The sequence below is a fragment of the Jiangella sp. DSM 45060 genome (assembly GCF_900105175.1).
Classification (GTDB): Bacteria; Actinomycetota; Actinomycetes; order Jiangellales; family Jiangellaceae; genus Jiangella.
On record NZ_LT629771.1, the window covers coordinates 1,062,610 to 1,079,542 of the forward strand.

Genomic DNA, 16,933 nt, shown 5'->3' on the forward strand with positions numbered 1-16,933 from the left:
GGATCGCGTGGGTGGGCGGGGCGTTGGCGGCGGCCGGTGAGGGGATGTCGCCGCAGGTCAGCGTCGGTGGCGATGGCGGCGTGGTGGCGACGGTGCCCGGTCGGGGCCGTTGCTGGCGGGCGGCACGGGGTGGCCGCGACGCGGTCGTGGTGTGGCCGCGGTATGGCGGCCGTGTGGTGGCCGTGTCGTGGCGGCGGCTGTGATGGGGCGATGCTGACGTGCGCCGCTGCGGCGGAGCGGGTGCGGTGGCGGCGCGCGGGTGCGGCGGGTGCGGCGCCCGGGTGCGAGGGGCGGGAGCGAGGGGCGGCAGCGAGGGGCGGCAGCCGTACCCGCGCCGGCGGGGTGCCGCCCCGGCCGTGGTCGAGCGGCGGGCGCAGAACCTGCCCGGTGAGCGGGCCGCCCGCCGGCCGGCTGGTGGGGGTGCGGTGGCGGCTGCCGGGCGGTGGGGTGGGCCGGCCGCAGGTGCGGGGTGAGCGCGATGCTCGCCGGGTGGTGGGGCGGGTCAGCCGCCGGCCGGGCGGCTGACATGCATCTGGATGGCGTACCGGTCGCCGCGGTAGAGGGAGCGGCCGAACTCGACCACGTTGCCCATGTTGTCGACCGAGCGGCGCTCGATGAGGAACGCCGGGTCGTATCCGGGGACCTCGAGCCGCTTGGCCTCGGCCGGGCTGAGCCGCGCGATCGACACCGTCTGCTCGGCCGACTCCAGTCGCACGCCGAACACCTTGGCCAGCACGTCGTACAGCGACTCGTCGCGGTTCATGACGTCGAGCAGGCCGCCGAACCGCGCGGCCGACAGGTTGGTCCGCTCCAAGGCCATCGGCGTGCCGTCGGCGGTGCGGATGCGCTCGATGGAGTGCACCGGTGCGCCGGTCTCGACGCCCAGGCGCTCGGCGATGTCGCGGGTCGCCGGGCGGGTGCGGGCCCGGTAACTGCGCGAGCCCGGCGTCATGCCGCGGTTGCGCATGTCCTGGCTGAACGACCGGAAGATCTCCGAGTGGGTGAGCGTCGGCCGCTGCACGAACGTCCCCCGCCCGGACACCCGCCGGACGAGCCCACGCGACTCCAGCTCGTTGACGGCGCCGCGGACGGTCATGCGCGCCACCCCGAACCGCTCGGCCAGCACCCGCTCGGACGGCAGCAGCGCACCGTCGCGCGACCGCTGGACCAGCGATTCGAGCACGTCCTTGATGTGCGCGCCCTTCGCGCGGTCTCCGGTCGTGAACACGTCCGGCGCGACGTCGTTGGGCTCGTGTCGCGGCCTTGGCACGGTGCGGCTCCCTCTTTCGGCCTTGCTCGACCAGGTTCACGTCATCCTACGTACCGCCTCCGACGACGCAGGTAGACGCGCCGGGGATTGACAGCGGTATAGACCGGTATTACGGTCGGCGTCTCACCAGTCCCACCCATCCGACCAGGAGTCCCACATGATCGGCAGACGAAGCGGCGCGCTCGCCCTCCTCGGCACGCTGACGCTCGGCCTCGTGGCATGCAGTCCCAGCGCGTCGGAGGGCGACTCCGGCACCAGCGGCGACGGCGACGAGGTCACGCTGGAGGTCTGGGGCTGGCGGCAGGAGGACGTCGCAGCCTACGACAAGATCTTCCAGCTCTACGAGGACGCCAACCCGGGCGTCACCGTCGAGTACGTCCCCTACAAGGCCGACGAGTACGACACCATCCTGCGCACCGGCCTGGGCGACGCCAGCGGGCCGGACGTCGCGCAGTTGCGGTCGTACGGGCTGCTCCAGCCGCTGGTCGCGTCCGAGAGCCTGGTCCCGCTGGACGACGAGGTCGAGGCGCTGGCCGACTTCCCGGACGAGGTGATGGACGGCGCCCGCGGCGTCGCCGACGGCCAGGTGTACGGGGTGCCGTTCGCGCTGCAGACGCTGCACGTCATCTACAACAAGGCGCTGTTCGACGAACACGGCCTCACGCCGCCGCAGACGTGGGACGACATGATCGCGGCGTTCACCGCGCTGCAGACCGCCGGGGTCACGCCGCTGGCGGCCACCGTCGCGGACACCTGGATGCTGCCGATCCAGCACGAGATCTTCGGCGCCAGCACCTACGGCGGCTACGACTACCTCGACCAGATGCTCACCGGTCAAACGGACTTCACCGGTCAGCCGTGGGTCGATTCGATGACGACCTGGCAGGGCACAAGCGAGTTCTGGGCGCCGCAGTTCCAGGGCGTGACGTACGCCGACGCGCAGGCGCTGTTCACCTCCGGCCAGGCGGCGATGTTCCCCGGCGGCATCTGGGAGCTGGCCGTGTTCGCGCAGGCCAACCCCGACCTCGAACTGGGCATCTTTAACGTGCCGCCGCCGCCCGGCGCCGCCGTCCAGGAGACGCTGGTGCCCGGCTACGTCGACGGCTCGTTCGGCGTCTCGGCGGCGTCGCCGGACCAGGAGGCCGCGCTCGACCTCGTCCGCTGGATGGCGTCGGAGGAGTTCGGCCAGGCGTTCACCGACGAGCTGCGCCAGATCAGCGCGGTGCCCGGCGTCGAGCCGGCCGACGAGCTGCTGGCCGAGGCGCTGGAGGCGCACCTGGCGCACCCGAGCCCGTACGTCACGTACGCCTACTTCTCCAGCGACCAGCCGACAGCGTGGGACCTCGCCTCCGAGGCGCTGTCCGACTTCGTCCTCGGCGGGTCCACCGCCGAGGAGGCCGCCGGTCACATCCAGCAGGGCGTCGGCCAGTGGTTCGAACCGCAGTCGTGACGTCCGGGCCGCGGCGGCCGGCGCGCTATCGCGCCGGCCGCACCGGCCTGGGCTGGATCGCCGGCTTCACGCTGCCGGCGCTGCTGCTGTACGGCCTGCTCATCGTCGTGCCGCTGGTGACGGCGTTCTACTACGGGTTCTTCCACTGGGAGGGCACGCAGCGGGCCGGGTTCGCGGGCCTGGGCAACTACCAGGAGGTGCTGACCCGGTACCCGCTCGGCGACGAGATCCCGGTCGCGCTCTGGCACAACGTGCTGTTCTTCGTGGGCACGATGGCGATCCAGAACACCGTCGGCCTCGGTCTCGCGCTGCTGCTCTACCGCAACCCGCGGTGCAAGCGGTTCTTCCAGACGGTGTTCTCGCTGCCGTACCTGATCAGCCCGCTGATCGTCGGTTATCTGTGGTCGCTGCTGCTGAGCCCGTCGTTCGGGCCGGTCAACTACGTGCTGCAGTCGGTCGGGCTCGACTCGTGGGCGCGGCCGTGGCTGGGCGACCCGGACACCGCGCTGCCGGTGCTGATCCTCGTCAACGCGTGGCAGTGGATCGGCGGGCCGATGCTGATCTTCCTCGCCGCGCTCGGCGGCATCCCGCGGGAGCTCGAAGAGGCGGCGGCGCTGGACGGCGCGTCGTCGGTGCGCGCGTTCTGGAGCGTGCGCTTCCCGCTGCTGATGCCGGCCGTCGGCGTCATCACCGTGCTCACGTTCATCGGCTGCTTCAACATCTTCGACCTGGTCTACGCGCTCGGCGGGTCCGACGGCGGCCCCGGCGGCGCCATGGACGTGCTCGGGCTGCTCTACTACCGCACCGCGTTCGAGGGCGGCACCAACGCGATCGGGGAGTCGTCGGCGCTGGCCATGATGATCTTCGTGCTGATCTTCGGCGTCGCGATCGTGCTCGAGCGGTTCCTGCGACGCCGGGAGGTGGCCTCGTGACGTCGACCCTGACCCCGCAGCGGCGCACGCGCCCGTCGCCGGCCTCGACGGGTCCGGCGGCGGCGCACCGCGGCACTCCCCTGCGCCGGGCCGGTGTGCAGCTGCTGCTGTGGCTCTACGCCGCGCTCGCGTTCGGCCCGCTGGTGCTGGTGCTGATCGGCTCGTTCCGCGACAACGCCGACATCCTGCGCCAGCCGGTCGGGCTGCCGACGTCGCTGGGCCTGGACAACTACCAGCGGGCGTGGGAGACGGCGTCGCTGGGCACGTACTTCATGAACTCGGTGGTCGTGACGGTCGCGTCGGTGACGCTGTGCGTGGCGGTGTCGGCGATGGCCGCCTACGCGTTGTCGCGCTGGCGGTTCCGCGGCCGGGCGCTGCTGGCCGCGTTGTTCATCTCAGGGCTGATGATTCCGGCGAAGCTGGGGCTGCTGCCGGTCTTCTACATGTACCAGTCGATGGGGCTGATCGACAGCCGGCTCGGCCTGGTGCTGCTCTACGCGGCCAGCGGCATCCCGTTCTCGATCTTCGTGATCATGGGATTCATGCGAGGTCTCCCGACGGAGCTGGAGGAGGCGGCCAAGCTCGACGGCGCCCACGAGGGGCGCATGTTCGTCTCCGTCGTCCTGCCGCTCATGCGACCGGCGCTGGCCGTCGTCACGGTATTCCAATTCGCTCCGACGTGGAACGATTTCTTCTACCCGCTGGTGCTGATGCGCAGCGACGACAAGTACACCGTGCCGGTCGGGCTGACCCGGTTCTTCGGCGAGTTCGCGGCCGACCGCGCGACGCTGTTCGCCGGGCTGGTCATCGCGCTGGTGCCGCTGGCCATCGTGTTCGCGTTCGCGACGAAGCACATCATCAGCGGGCTGACGGCGGGGATGTCGCGGTGACGGACACCTTCATCAGCATCGACGGCGGCAAGTCGGCGCTGCGGCTGCTGGCGGTGACGGGCGAGCGCCGGCAGGTCGGCGCCGGTCCGGGCATGAGCTACCGGCCGGGGGAGGACGGCGTCGAGCGCACGGTCGCGGCGGTGCGGGCGGCGGCCGCCGGCGTCGAGCTGCCGGACCGCGTGGCCGGCGTCATCGCCGGGCTGACGGCGGTGCCCGGCGAGCCCGGCCCGCGGCGCGAGCTGGCCCGGCGCATCGGCGCTGAACTGGGCGGCCCGGCGCTGGTGACCGACGACGTGCAGCTCGCGCACGCCGGAGCGCTGGCCGGTCCCGGCACCGTGCTGTGCCTCGGCACCGGTACGAACGTGCTGGCCATGGGCGCCGGCGGGGAGTACACGACGGTCGAGGGCTGGGGCCCGGCGCTCGGCGACCGCGGCAGCGGCTACGCCATCGGACTGGCCGGGCTGCGCGCGGCGACGGCGGCGCTGGATGGCGTCGGCCCGGACACCGTGCTGACCGAGCGGTTCCCGGACGCCGTCGGCGGCGCCGGTCTCGCCGCGTTGCAGCGGTTCTACCGCGACCCCGAGCTGGTGCCGCGGATCGCCGGGTTCGCGCCGGTCGTCGTCGCGGCGGCCGAGCACGACGACGTCGCGCGGGCGATCTGCGCGGCGGCGGTCGACGACCTCGTCGCACTGGCGGCGTCGGCCGCGCGGCGGCAGCCGGACGCCGGGCCGCGGGTGTCGTGGTCCGGCCGGCTGCTGGACGCGGGCGGGCCGCTGCTGGAACGGCTCGGCGACGGGCTGCGCGAGCACGGGCTGGAACCGGCCGCGCCGGCCGGGTCGTCGCTGGACGGCGGCCTGACGCTGCTGCGCGGGGCGGCGCCGTACACGCGCCTGCTGGCACGGCTACGGGAACAGGTGGGGGAGCACGGGTGAGGATCGGCCACGGGGAGCAGGTGCTGGCGGTGCGGCCGAGTGGGCTGCTGCGCGGCTACGCCGACCGGGCGTTGCTGCGAGCACGGGTGGGGGAGCACGGGTGAGGATCGGCCACGGGGAGCAGGTGTTCGAGGTCAGGCCGGGCGAGCCGATGGGTGGCTACGCCGATCGGTCGCACGGGGCCGGCGGCGTGCTGGACCCGCTGGAGGTGCACGTCGTGACGTTCGCCGCCGGCCGGCGCCGGTTCGCGCTGGTCGTGGCCGACCTCGTCTGCGTGAACGCCGACGTCGCCGGGCAGGTGCGCGACGCCCTGCGGGAGGTGCGGATCGACGACTGCTGGATCGCGGCCACGCACACGCACGCGAGCCCGGAGGCCGGCTGCACGCCGGGCGGCAGCCCGACCCCGCCGGACGTCGGGCGGCGCCTGGTCGCGGCCGCGGTCAGCGCGGCCACGGCGGCCGTCGTCGACGAGCGGGACGCGGCGCTGACCCGCGTCCGGGCGGAGGTCCCGGGCCTGGCCGGGCGCCGGATCGCCGGCGCCGCCGAGCGGCTGGACGTGCCGGTCGACGCGCTGGTCGTCTCGGCCGCGGCGGGCGTCACCGGCGTCGTCACCGTCTCGCCCGTGCACCCGACGGTGCTGCCGGCCGGCAACAGCGACGTCTCCGCGGACCTCAACGGCGCGATCCGCCGCGCGCTCGAGGCGCCGGGGCGCTGGGCGGTCGCGGCGACAGGCGCCGCGGGCGACATCAGCACCCGGCACACGCGCCGCGGCCGCAGCCCGGCCGAGCTGGCCCGGCTGGCGTCGCTGGTGGCCGGCGCGCTGCCGCTCACGCCGTCCCCCGAGCCCGGCCCGGACACCGTCCACCTGCCGGTGTCGCGGCGGGTCCGGCTGGAGCCGAAGACCGCGGCCGAGGTGGACGCCGCGACGCGGGCGACCGCCGGCGCCGCCGCCGACGCGCGCACCCGGCAGGTGTTCGAGCAGGGCCGGCGCATCGCCGGCGAGCTCGCGGACCGCGGCGAGCCGTACGACGTCGACGTCCAGGCGGTCCGGCTCGGCGGCGTGACGCTGGTGGCCGTCCCCGGCGAGCTCTTCCTCGAGCTGGGCGAGGCGATCCGCGCGGCCGCCGGCCCGGACGTCATCGTCGTCGGCTACGCCAACGGCTACCTCGGCTACCTGCCCAGCCGCGGCACGCCCCCCACGTACGAGACGCTCGTCAGCCCGGTCCGGCCGGGCAGCGGCGAGCGGGTCGCCGACGTCGCCGTCCAGGTGGCGCGGATCGTCGCAGCAGCGGAGGAGAGCACGTGATCGCATCCGAGTACGCCGCCCGGGCCGCCGGGCTGGTCGAGCACGTCGTCGAGACGCAGCTGCCGGCCCTGCGGGAGGCGGCCACGATGGTGGCCGGCTCGATCGCGGCCGGCGGCGTGCTGCAGGCGTTCGGGACCGGGCACTCGCGCATCGTGACGCTGGAGCTGGCCGGCCGCGCGGGCGGGCTGGTCCCCGTCGGCATGCTCGCCGTGAAGGACCTGGTGATGTTCGGGGGCGAGGATCCCGCAGCGATCCTCGACCCGACCTACGAGCGCGAGTCCGGCCTGGCCGGGCGCGTCTACGGGCTGGCCCGCCCGCGGCCGGAGGACGTGTTCCTCATCGTGTCGAACTCCGGCCTCAACGCGGCGGTCGTCGAGATGGCCCAGCTGGCGCGCGAGCACGGGCACGGCCTGATCGCGATCACGTCGCTGGCGCACACCCGGTCGGCGGCCGCCCGGAGCGCCGACGGCCCGCGCCTGGCCGACCTCGCCGACGTCGTCATCGACAACGGCGCGCCGGAGGGCGACGCGGCGATCGAGCTGACGCCCGGCGTGCGGATCGGCGCGGTGTCGTCGCTGACCGGGGTGCTGGCGGCGCAGATCCTCACCGAGCTGGTCTGCCGGGAGCTGCTGGAGCGGGACGAGGAACCGCCGGTCTACATCTCGGCAAACCTCGCGGCGGGCGACGAGCACAACCGTAGGATCCTGGAGCGCTACCACGACCGCGTGCGCCCGATCGAGCCCTAGGAGAAACCAGGTGCAGGACGCCCGCACCGTGCCGGTCGCGGCGCCGGGCGTCGCCGTCCGGGCCGGATGGCTGGTGCTGCTGGCGCTGGTCTGCCTCATGCTGGCCGTGCCGCTGGGCGCGCTGACCGGGTGGGACCCCGACGAGCTGTGGGACGCCGGCACCCGCGCGCTGACGCTCACCGCCGCGGCGTTCGTCCTGCTGCTGATGGCGTTGACGGCGCGGACGGTGTTCCGGCTGCCGGGCGCGACGAACCGGCGGGAGCTGGTGGTCGGCGCCGAGGGGATGGACGTCGTCGAGCACCCGAAGTGGTGGCACCGGGGCGGCCGGGCCCGCGTCGGCTGGGACGACGTGCAGGTCGTCAATGCGCCGGGCCCCGGCGAGCTGCTCGAGCTGTACCTCACCCGCGACGTGCCCCGCCTGCCGGCGTTCGCCGCGGCCGAGATCGCCGTCGAGGCGGACACGTCGATCGAGGGCGTCCGGATCCCGGCCCCGCGGCTGCGGTTCGGCGAGCCGGTCTCACGCGACGTCGCCGAAGCGGTGGCGGCGTGGCGGCCGGACCTGTTCTACGCGGGCACCGGTGTGGACCAGTGGTTCACGCCGCCACAGGCCGCCGGGCCGCGTCCCGTCGCGCTGCCGAGGCCGGACCGTCCCGCGGCAGCGACGTCGCCGGAGCCGCCGGAGGTGCCGCGCTCGGCCGGACCGGTCTGGCTGGACCACGGCGAGCCATGGCCGCGGCTGCTGCTGGCGATCCTGGCGCAGGTCGCGGTCCTCGCCGGCGGCGTCTACCTGATGAACGACCCGTTCGGCCTGCCGACGGTCGCGGCCGGGCTGGTCGCGCTGGTGCTGCTGGTGCCGGTGCTGTTCTGCTGCCTGACGCTGCCGGTCACGCTGTGGCTGCTGCCGCGGGCCACGGCCGGCGTCGGGATCCTGGTGTCGGCCGACGGGCTGCAGATCGTCCGCAAGCGGCGGTGGCGGCCGCGGGCGCTGGAGCGCAGCACCGTCGGCTGGGACTGGGTGCAGGCCGCCGTCACGCGGCGCGCCTTCGACGCCGTCCCCTCTCGGGCCGGTCGCCGCCGCGTCGTCGACCTCTACCTGCACGAGAACCCGCCGCTGCCGGTGCCGCTGCCCGGCGTCGGCGCCGACGCGGCGGCGTCCGAGCACGCCGGGCCGGACGCCGTCGGCACCGGGCGGCTGGTCGGCTACCCGGCGACCCGGCTGCGGCTGACCTACCGGCACGACCTCGAACCGCGCGGCCGGGACGCGTGGCCGGGCAACGGGTCGCCCGTGCGGATGCCGGCGCACCAGCTGCGGCCCGCGCTGCTGGCGTTCCGGCCGCAGCTCTGCCACGGCTTCGACGACCTCTGGGAGGGAACGGGTTAGGGTCGGGCGGTGATGGCGGAGGCGACCGACGGTGTGCGTGGCTGGTTCGCGGACGTCCGGGTCGACGAGACGCTGGCGACCATGCCGTCGTCCGTCGTGCTGGGGTTCGCGCTGGCAGGCGTCGTGCTGGCGGTGTACGGGCCGGCCTGGCGGCTGGCCGGGTACCCGGTCACGATCGTGCACGAGCTTGGCCACGTCGTCGCGGCGCTGACGGCCGGGTTCCGGCTGCGCGGCGTGACGGTGCGCGGCGACCTCTCCGGCGCCACGAACTTCTGGTCGCACAGCACGCCCGGCACGCTCTGGACGATGTGGTGGGGCTACCCGGCCCCGGCCGTCGTCGGGTGGGCGCTGGTGTGGTCGGCCACGCACGGGTGGGCGCGGCTGGCGCTCGGTGTGCTGGTGGTCTGCCTCGCGCTGGTGTTCCTGCTGTCGCGCAGCTGGCTGACGGTGGCCGTCGTGCTCACGACGGGGGTCGCGTTCGGGCTGGTCGGCTGGTACGGGTCGGCCTGGCTGTGCACGGTGGTGGTGTACGCGTTCGCCTGGCTGCTGACGGTGGGCGCGGTGCGTGGCCTGTGGGCCGTCGTCCGGGCACACACCAGCGGCCGCGGCGTCCAGCAGAGCGACGCCTACCTCATGGGCCGCCGCACCGCCATCCCCGGCGGCGTCTGGCTGTTCACGTTCGCGCTGGTCATCGGCGCGTGCGTCTGGTTCAACGTCGCCTCGGTGCTCACGGCTCTCGACTAGGCCCGAGGACCTGGCGGGCCTGCTCGGCGGAGCGGGCGATGCTCTCGCTGACGAAGTCGACGAAGCGGGCGATGTTCTCCAGCCGGACGCCGGCCGGGGTGTCGCGGCCGAGCACGCCGACGCCCTGCCGCGCGGTCTCGGCGAGCTGGGCGTTGGCCCGGGCGGTGGCGATCATCGACTGATACCAGACGTCGTTGTCGGCGACGTAGCGCTCGCGCCGGCCCTCGTCGCGCCGGCGGACGACGAGGCCCTGGCGCTCCAGGAACGTGATGGCCTTCGACACCGAGGCTGGGCTGACCCGCAGCCGCCCGGCCAGCTCGGCTGCGGTGAGGCTGCCCGCGTCGGTGGTGAACAGGCAGGTCAGCACCTGGGCCGCGATGCGGGGGAGGCCCTGCTGCTGCAGCAGGGCGGTGAACGACTCTTCGTAGGCGCGGACGACGTCGGGGTCGCGCCCGTGCTCGGACGGCGCCGGCCGCGGCCCGGCCGGCACGGCCGGCTTGCTGCGATGCGCGCGCCGCTCGGTGGCCCGGTGGGCGACGTCGGCGCGGTAGCCGGTGGGACCGCCGTTGCGCATGACCTCGCGCGTGATCGTCGACGTCGGCCGGTCCAGCCGCCGGGCGATCTCGGCGTAGGGGAGGTCGTCGGCCAGGCCCTGCGCGATCTGCTGGCGTTCCCGCTGGGTGAGCCTGCCTCCCGGCATCGTGACCTCCTCCGTCGGCCGCCAGCATAGCGTTCACTTCTCGCCATTGCAACGCGTCGCGTTGCGTTAGTTCGTCAACCGTTGCAACGATTGTGGCTGATTGAACTGCACGAACGCGATCAACATGCAACGACAGTGTTGCCAAGATAGTGAATGCAACGTAGCGTTTCCATTATCGGAAACAACGACACCAGGAGCTGAACACCATGCAGACCTTCGACACCGCCACCCCGATCACGGCCGTCCTCGAGATCCCCGCGGGCCGCCTCCAGGTCATCGCCGCCGACCGCGCCGACACCGCTGTCGAGGTCCGGCCGATGGACCCCTCGAAGAACCGCGACGTCAAGCAGGCCGAGCAGACCACGGTCGCCTACAGCGACGGCGTCCTGCGCGTCGAGACGGTCGTGAAGCACCGGATCCTCGGCAGCTCCGGCGCCGTCGAGGTGACGGTGCAGCTGCCCGCGGGCTCGCGGGTCGAGGCGACCGTCGCGGCCGCCGAGCTCCGCGGCGTCGGCCGGCTCGGCGACGTCACCTTCAAGGGCGCGGCCGGCGACATCAAGCTGGACGAGGCCGCGAACGTCCGCCTCGCCGTCCAGGCCGGCGACGTCAGCGTCGGCCGCCTCACCGGCAACGCCGAGGTCAGCGCGGCCAAGGGCGACATCGCGATCGCCGAGGCCGGCGAGGGCAGCGTCGTGCTGTCCACCCAGGTCGGCGACCTGTCGGTCGGCGCCGCCCCGGGCGTCTCCGCCGCGCTGGACGCCGGCACCACCGTCGGCCGGATCCAGAACTCGCTGAAGAACGACGGCGAGACCGCCCTGACCGTCCGCGCCACCACCATCACCGGCGACATCTCCGCGCACAGCCTCTGAGCGGTGCGCAGCCCGGGCCGGCGGAGCACGTCTCCGCCGGCCCGACGCACGTTCACCAGTTCGTGTAGGCGCCGTCCGGGGTGCGCAGGTGCGGCCGCTCGGCCGGGGCCGCCCGCAGCTTTCGGGCGGCCTCGCGGTCGATGTCGACGCCGAGGCCGGGCAGCTCGCTGCGCTCCACCCAGCCCGGGCGCACCGTCGGCCGGGCGGTGAACAGCGCGGCCGTCGCCGGCTCGGGCGCCACCTGGTGCTCCTGGACGCCGACGTTCGGGCAGGCCAGGTTGAGGTGCAGCGACGCGGCCGCCGTGACGGGGCCGAGCGGGTTGTGGGTGGCCAGCTTGACGTAGTGGGTCTCGGCCAACGCGGCGATCTTCTTCGCCTCGGTCAGCCCGGCCGCCACCGCGACGTCGACCCGCGCGTAGTCGATGAGGTCGCGCTCGATCAGCCGCTGGAACTCCCACTTCGAGCCGTACACCTCGCCGGTGGCCAGCGGCACGCCGGTGCGCAGCCGCAGCATCTCGTAGCTGTCCAGCGACTCCGACCGCAGCGGGTCCTCGACGAAGTACGGCCGGGCCGCCTCGATCTCGCGGCACAGCGTCACCGCCTCCGGCGGGTCCAGCCGGGTGTGAACGTCGAGGATCAGCTCGATCTCGTCACCCAGCGCCTCGCGGGCCGCGTGCATCATCGCGATCGACGCGCGCATGCTGGCCCGCTGGTCCAGGACGCCGTCGTCGTGCGGCGCGGCGAAGCGCAGGTGCCGCCAGCCGTCCTCGACCAGCTGCCGGCAGCGGTCCAGGAACGCCGGCAGCTCGCGGTGCTGGTCGCCGACATGGACGTAGCACGGCACCGCGTCGCGGACCTGGCCGCCGAGCAGCTCGTACACCGGCACGCCCAGCGCCTTGCCGCGGATGTCCCAGAGAGCGACGTCGATGGCGGCGATCGCGGCGGACAGGAACCGGTCGGACGGGAAGAACCCGCGCCGGAACATGACCTGCCACAGGTGCTCGATGCGGGTGGGGTCCTCGCCGACGACCAGTTCGGCCAGGTGCTCGATGCCGCCGGCCACCGCGCGCTGCCGGGTCCGGATGCCGACCTCACCCAGGCCGTGGATGCCCTCGTCGGTGTCGACCGCGACCAGCATCATGCTGTCGCCGTGGTCGGGGAGGGTGAGCACTTCGCACCCGGTGATCTTCATGGGCTTCGGCGTCCCTTCGTTGAAAACGATCCCGCAAATCACTCATCGCGGCGGTCAGCACCGTACCCTATGCGTCAGTTCACTGCATAGACACCTCTTGACACACATCAGAAACGTTTGCAATGCTGCCGCCGCGTCACCCGTCCACCCAGCGTCGAGGAGGAGCCACATGGCCGTCACTATCGGCGCGGTCGCCAAGGCCGCCGGGGTCTCCGTCTCGACGGTGTCCCGCGCGCTCAACACGCCGGACCTCGTCAACGCCACCACCCGGCAGCGGGTCGTGGCCGCCGCCGAGAAGCTCGGCTACACGCCCAACCAGGCGGCGCGGTCGCTGCGCGAGGGCCGCACCGAAACGCTGGGGCTGCTGATCCCGGACATCACCAACCCGTTCTTCCCGCCGATCTTCAAGGCGATGCAGGAGCGGGCCAAGCGGCTGGGCTACACCCTGCTGGTGGCCGACAGCGACGAGCGCGAGGCCGACGAGCTCGAGACCATCGCCGCGGTGTCGAAGAAGGTCGACGGGCTGGTGCTCTGGGCGTCGATGCTGCCGGAGGACCGCCTCGCCGAGCTGGCCGAGCGGATGCCCGTCGTGCTGGTCAACCGCCAGGTGCCGGGCGTCAGCGAGGTGCACGTCTCGCTCACCGACGGCATGGCGCAGGCCGCCGAGCACCTCAAGGCGTACGGCCACCAGCGGTGCGTCTTCGTCGACGGCAACGGCAACCGGCCGGACCAGTCGCGGTCGAAGTCGATCCGGGCCGCGTTCGACGCGCACGGCCTGTCGCTGATCGAGATCGGCCCGTACGAGCCCCGGTTCGAGACCGGGGTGCACGCCGCGCCGCTGGTCCTCGCCCACCAGGCGACCGCGGTGCTGGCGCACAACGACCTCGTCGCGATGGGCGTGCTGCACCAGCTCGCCGCGCTCGGCGCCGCCGTGCCGGGCGACGTCAGCGTGGTCGGCATCGACGACACGCTGCTGGCGTCGGTGTCCACGCCGTCGCTGACGACCATCCGCATCGACCCGGACGAGATCGCCAGCCGGGCGGTCGACCTGCTCATCGGGCTCGTGCATGAGCGCGAGCCCGCCACGCCGGTGGTCCAGGTCGGGTCGCGGCTGATCCCGCGCGGCACGACCGGGCCGGTCCGGCGCGATCCGCAGCGGTAATCCACCGGCGCCCGCGCCGGCCCCACTCCAGATAGCAGAGTCCATCTCCAGGTACGAGGAAGTCCTTGGGAGCGCACATGACATCCATGGCCAGACCACGCCCGCTTCGCCTCGGCGCGCTGCTGCTGAGCAGCGTCGCCCTGCTCGCCGCCTGTGGCGGTGACGACAACGCCGGCGGCAGCGGCGACGGCGACGGCGGCACCGTCACCATCCGCGTCCAGGGCCTGCCGCCGGGCACCGACCAGGCCGGGCAGGACCAGTTCAACGCGAAGATCGCCGAGTTCGAGGAACTGCACCCGGACATCCAGATCGAGGCGTCGACCAACGAGTACGACCCGCAGACGTTCTCCGCGCTGCTGGCCGGCGGTGGCGTCGAGGACGTCATCAGGGTGCCGCTGACCGAGCCGCAGGGCCTGATCCAGCGCGGCCAGGTGCAGCCGATCACGCAGTACCTCGACGAGTGGGAGCACGCCGACGAGATCAACCCGCAGGTGCTGGAGCCCATCTCCGACGCCGAGGGCGACGTCTACGGCATCCCGCGCTCGCCGTTCGCGCTGGGCCTGGTCTACAACCGGGCGCTGTTCGAGCAGGCCGGCCTCGACCCGGACACCCCGCCGGCGACCTGGGACGACGTCCGCACCGCCGCGCAGGCCATCAGCGCCGCGACCGGCGTGGCCGGCTTCGTGCACGAGTCGAAGGACGGCCAGGGCGGCTGGCAGCTGACGATGATGGCGTACGCGCACGGCGGCGAGCTGGAGAAGGCCGACGGCGACACCTACGTCGCGGACTTCCAGAACGACGCCGTCCGCGACTCGCTCGGCCTGCTGCGCGAGATGCGCTGGACCGACCAGTCGATGGGCGAGACGCAGCTGCTCAACCAGGACGACGTCATCCGCCAGTTCGCGGCCGGGCAGGTCGGCATGTTCATGGGCACGCCGGGCACCTACCGGCTGGCGAAGCAGAACTTCGGCATGGAGGACACCGCGAACTACGGCGTCACGTCGATGCCGCAGGCCGGCGGCGACGCCACCATGAGCGGCGGCGAGATCTTCATGGTCCCGGCGTCGGTGCCGGAGGACCGCGCCGCGGCCGCCGTCGAGTGGATGGTGTTCTACTACGCCGAGCCGCAGTACGACCCGGAGACCGCGGCCGCCGAGGCCGAGGCGCTGGCGCAGGACCCGGCCGCCGCGGTCGGCGTCCCGGTGCTGCCGATGTTCGACGACGCGCAGCAGCAGCTGATCAACGAGGCCGTCGCGCCGTTCGTCAACGTCGAGCTGGAGAACTTCCAGCCGTACCTCACCGGCACGCCGGAGCTGGAGCTCAAGCCGGAGCCGCCGCTCAACGCGCAGGGGCTCTACCAGGTGCTCGACCCGGTCGTGCAGGCCGTGCTGACCGACCCCGACGCCGACGTCGACGCGCTGCTCGCGGCGGCCGAGGACGAGGCCAACCGGCAGCTCGAAGCCGCCCAGTAACCCACGGGAGACGAGAACCAGTGACGACGGCGACGGTCACCCGTCCGGACGAGGAGCAGGCGGACCGGCAGGTCCGGGCCGCCCGCTCCCGCCGGTGGCGGGCCGGCGGGCGCAGGGAGCTCACCGGGCTGCTGTTCCTGCTCCCCGCGATCGCGATCTTCGGCCTGTTCGCGTGGTGGCCGATCGTCCGCGGGCTGATCATCAGCTTCCAGCGGACCGACCTGATGGGCAGCAGCGAGTGGGTCGGCCTGGACAACTTCCAGGCGCTGTTCGCCGACCCGCTGCTGGGCACGGCGGTGCAGAACACGCTGCTGTTCGTCGGGCTGGGTGTGCTGATCGGGTTCCCGGCGCCGCTGATCCTGGCGTCGGTGCTGTCGACGGTGCGCCGGCTCGGCGGGATGTACCGGTTCCTCGTCTACCTGCCGGTGGTGATCCCGCCGGTGGTGTCGGTGCTGCTGTGGAAGTGGTTCTACGACCCGGGCGCCGGCCTGTTCAACGAGCTGCTCGGCAAGGTCGGGCTGGGGCCGTACCCGTGGCTGGAGTCGCCGGACACCGCGATGCTCAGCCTGGTGCTGGAGTCGACCTGGGCCGGCATGGGCGGCACCGTCCTCATCTACCTGGCCGCGATGGTCGGCATCCCGCAGGAGCTGTACGAGGCGGCCGAGATCGACGGCGCCAACCTGTGGCAGCGCATCTGGCACGTCATGCTGCCGCAGCTGCGCACGGTGATCGCGCTGCTGCTGCTCTGGCAGCTGATCAACACCGTGCAGGTGTTCACCGAGCCGTACGTGTTCACCGGCGGCGGGCCGCAGAACTCCACCACCACCGTCCTCCTGCTGATCTTCCGCTACGGGTTCCAGCAGGGCAACTACGGGCAGGCCGCGGCGCTGGCCTTCCTGCTCGCCCTCGCGCTCGCCCTGATGTCGGCGGTGTACCTGCGGGCCACCCGGAGCTGGAGCAAGTCATGAGCGGATTCGTCTCCGAGACCAGCCGCCGCCGGCCGGGCACCCGCCGCGCGCTGTTCACCGTCCACGGCCTCACCCTGATCGCGCTGGTGCTGATCGGGCTCGGACCGCTGTACTGGGCGTTCAAGGGCGCGGTGTCGTCGCCGACCGAGCTGGTGACGAACCCGCTGGCGCTGTGGCCGGCCGACGCGCGCTGGGCCAACTTCTCGCTGGCGTGGGACGACCTGGAGGTCGGCCGGTACGTGCTGAACAGCTTCTGGATCGTGCTCGGCTCGTGGGCCGTGCAGCTGTTCGTGGCGGCGACGGCTGGGTTCGCGCTGTCGGTGCTGCGGCCGAGGATCGGCCCGTACGTGTACGGCGCGATCCTGGCCACGATGTTCGTGCCGTACACGGTGTCGATGGTCAGCCTGTTCCTCACCATCATCGACCTGCCGATCCTGGGCATCAACATCGCCAACTCGTACTGGGCGATCTGGCTGCCGGCCGGCGCCAACGCGTTCAACGTGCTGCTGGCGAAGGGGTTCTTCGACGCGCTGCCGAAGGAGCTGTTCGACGCGGCGAAGGTCGACGGCGCCGGCACCTGGCGGCTGCTGTGGAGCATCGTGCTGCCGATGAGCCGGCCGATCCTCGCCGTCATCAGCCTGCTCGCCGTCATGCACTCGTGGAAGGACTTCATCTGGCCGCTGGTCGCGATCGCCGACCCGCAGAAGCAGCCGATCGCCGTCGCGCTGACGGTGCTGGCCGGCCAGGCGCCACAGGACCAGCTGATCGCCGCGATGGTGCTCGCGCTGGTCCCGCCGGTGCTCGTCTTCCTGGCCTTCCAGCGCCAGATCGTCGCCGGCCTCGGTTTCACGGGGGTGAAGGGCTGACTCAGCCCGTGCTGTAGGCACCGTCCGCACTTCGACGAAGAAGAAGGGACGCA

Annotated in this window: 16 protein-coding genes; 13 read left to right on the top strand and 3 right to left on the bottom strand. The window is 73.0% G+C overall.

Annotated elements, in window-relative coordinates; all coding sequences use genetic code 11:
* Positions 1–502 precede the first annotated feature (502 nt).
* Entirely contained in the window at positions 503–1,270 is a 768-nt protein-coding gene (locus tag BLU82_RS04685) for a GntR family transcriptional regulator (protein WP_092616260.1), read from the bottom strand.
* Positions 1,271–1,427: 157 nt separating this feature from the next.
* Here BLU82_RS04685 and BLU82_RS04690 point away from each other — a divergent pair, with 157 nt between their 5' ends.
* From BLU82_RS04690 to BLU82_RS04720, 8 genes are all read left to right on the top strand, one after another.
* Positions 1,428–2,720, top strand: a complete 1,293-nt coding sequence (locus BLU82_RS04690) for an ABC transporter substrate-binding protein (protein ID WP_092616264.1) — start codon at positions 1,428–1,430, stop codon at positions 2,718–2,720.
* Entirely contained in the window at positions 2,717–3,652 is a 936-nt protein-coding gene (locus BLU82_RS04695; protein WP_083289164.1) for a carbohydrate ABC transporter permease, read from the top strand. The genes BLU82_RS04690 and BLU82_RS04695 overlap by 4 nt, the downstream gene beginning before the upstream one ends.
* Positions 3,649–4,542: a carbohydrate ABC transporter permease gene (locus BLU82_RS04700; RefSeq protein WP_197682740.1), complete on the top strand. Its 894-nt coding sequence runs from the start codon at positions 3,649–3,651 to the stop codon at positions 4,540–4,542. The genes BLU82_RS04695 and BLU82_RS04700 overlap by 4 nt, the downstream gene beginning before the upstream one ends.
* A complete protein-coding gene (locus BLU82_RS04705; protein ID WP_092616268.1) occupies positions 4,539–5,474 on the top strand; it encodes an N-acetylglucosamine kinase in 936 nt (311 codons plus the stop codon). The genes BLU82_RS04700 and BLU82_RS04705 overlap by 4 nt, the downstream gene beginning before the upstream one ends.
* Positions 5,475–5,574: 100 nt before the next feature.
* Complete coding sequence (locus tag BLU82_RS33995; protein WP_157740579.1) at positions 5,575–6,780, top strand: hypothetical protein; 1,206 nt, start codon at positions 5,575–5,577, stop codon at positions 6,778–6,780.
* Positions 6,777–7,526, top strand: a complete 750-nt coding sequence (locus tag BLU82_RS34000) for a sugar isomerase domain-containing protein (RefSeq protein ID WP_157740581.1) — start codon at positions 6,777–6,779, stop codon at positions 7,524–7,526. Before BLU82_RS33995 ends, BLU82_RS34000 begins: the two co-directional genes overlap by 4 nt.
* Positions 7,527–7,536: 10 nt before the next feature.
* Positions 7,537–8,907 carry a hypothetical protein gene (locus BLU82_RS04715; protein WP_092616271.1) on the top strand — a complete coding sequence of 457 codons (1,371 nt, stop codon included), beginning with the start codon at positions 7,537–7,539 and terminating at the stop codon, positions 8,905–8,907.
* 12 nt (positions 8,908–8,919) lie between these two features.
* Positions 8,920–9,651 (top strand): M50 family metallopeptidase, encoded by a 732-nt coding sequence (locus BLU82_RS04720; protein ID WP_092616274.1) that lies wholly within the window; start codon positions 8,920–8,922, stop codon positions 9,649–9,651.
* On the opposite strand, the gene BLU82_RS04725 is transcribed toward BLU82_RS04720, so the two are convergent.
* Entirely contained in the window at positions 9,635–10,351 is a 717-nt protein-coding gene (locus BLU82_RS04725; protein WP_092616277.1) for a helix-turn-helix domain-containing protein, read from the bottom strand. The genes BLU82_RS04720 and BLU82_RS04725 overlap by 17 nt on opposite strands.
* A gap of 206 nt (positions 10,352–10,557) precedes the next feature.
* Here BLU82_RS04725 and BLU82_RS04730 point away from each other — a divergent pair, with 206 nt between their 5' ends.
* A complete protein-coding gene (locus tag BLU82_RS04730; RefSeq protein ID WP_092616280.1) occupies positions 10,558–11,220 on the top strand; it encodes a DUF4097 family beta strand repeat-containing protein in 663 nt (220 codons plus the stop codon).
* Between the two features lie 52 nt (positions 11,221–11,272).
* Here BLU82_RS04730 and BLU82_RS04735 read toward each other — a convergent pair whose 3' ends face one another.
* Entirely contained in the window at positions 11,273–12,412 is a 1,140-nt protein-coding gene (locus BLU82_RS04735) for a mandelate racemase/muconate lactonizing enzyme family protein (protein ID WP_092616283.1), read from the bottom strand.
* Between the two features lie 169 nt (positions 12,413–12,581).
* Here BLU82_RS04735 and BLU82_RS04740 point away from each other — a divergent pair, with 169 nt between their 5' ends.
* The 4 genes from BLU82_RS04740 (at position 12,582) to BLU82_RS04755 (ending at position 16,880) form a co-directional block, all read left to right on the top strand.
* Complete coding sequence (locus BLU82_RS04740) at positions 12,582–13,574, top strand: LacI family DNA-binding transcriptional regulator (RefSeq protein ID WP_092616286.1); 993 nt, start codon at positions 12,582–12,584, stop codon at positions 13,572–13,574.
* Positions 13,575–13,660: 86 nt separating this feature from the next.
* Positions 13,661–15,046, top strand: coding sequence for an ABC transporter substrate-binding protein (locus tag BLU82_RS04745; protein WP_157740583.1), 1,386 nt, complete (start codon positions 13,661–13,663; stop codon positions 15,044–15,046).
* A gap of 20 nt (positions 15,047–15,066) precedes the next feature.
* On the top strand, positions 15,067–16,014 hold the full coding sequence (locus tag BLU82_RS04750; protein WP_092616292.1) for a carbohydrate ABC transporter permease: 948 nt from the start codon (positions 15,067–15,069) through the stop codon (positions 16,012–16,014).
* Positions 16,011–16,880 carry a carbohydrate ABC transporter permease gene (locus BLU82_RS04755; protein ID WP_092616296.1) on the top strand — a complete coding sequence of 290 codons (870 nt, stop codon included), beginning with the start codon at positions 16,011–16,013 and terminating at the stop codon, positions 16,878–16,880. Before BLU82_RS04750 ends, BLU82_RS04755 begins: the two co-directional genes overlap by 4 nt.
* Positions 16,881–16,933 lie beyond the last annotated feature (53 nt).

Bases quoted from the DNA above. Each gene is read 5' to 3' on its own strand.
- BLU82_RS04745 (WP_157740583.1), top strand. From the start codon at position 13,661: ATGGCCAGACCACGCCCGCTTCGCCTCGGCGCGCTGCTGCTGAGCAGC.
- BLU82_RS04720 (WP_092616274.1), top strand. From the start codon at position 8,920: ATGGCGGAGGCGACCGACGGTGTGCGTGGCTGGTTCGCGGACGTCCGG.
- BLU82_RS04730 (WP_092616280.1), top strand. From the start codon at position 10,558: ATGCAGACCTTCGACACCGCCACCCCGATCACGGCCGTCCTCGAGATC.
- BLU82_RS04755 (WP_092616296.1), top strand. From the start codon at position 16,011: ATGAGCGGATTCGTCTCCGAGACCAGCCGCCGCCGGCCGGGCACCCGC.
- BLU82_RS04740 (WP_092616286.1), top strand. From the start codon at position 12,582: ATGGCCGTCACTATCGGCGCGGTCGCCAAGGCCGCCGGGGTCTCCGTC.
- BLU82_RS04690 (WP_092616264.1), top strand. From the start codon at position 1,428: ATGATCGGCAGACGAAGCGGCGCGCTCGCCCTCCTCGGCACGCTGACG.
- BLU82_RS04735 (WP_092616283.1), bottom strand. From the start codon at position 12,412: ATGAAGATCACCGGGTGCGAAGTGCTCACCCTCCCCGACCACGGCGAC.
- BLU82_RS04725 (WP_092616277.1), bottom strand. From the start codon at position 10,351: ATGCCGGGAGGCAGGCTCACCCAGCGGGAACGCCAGCAGATCGCGCAG.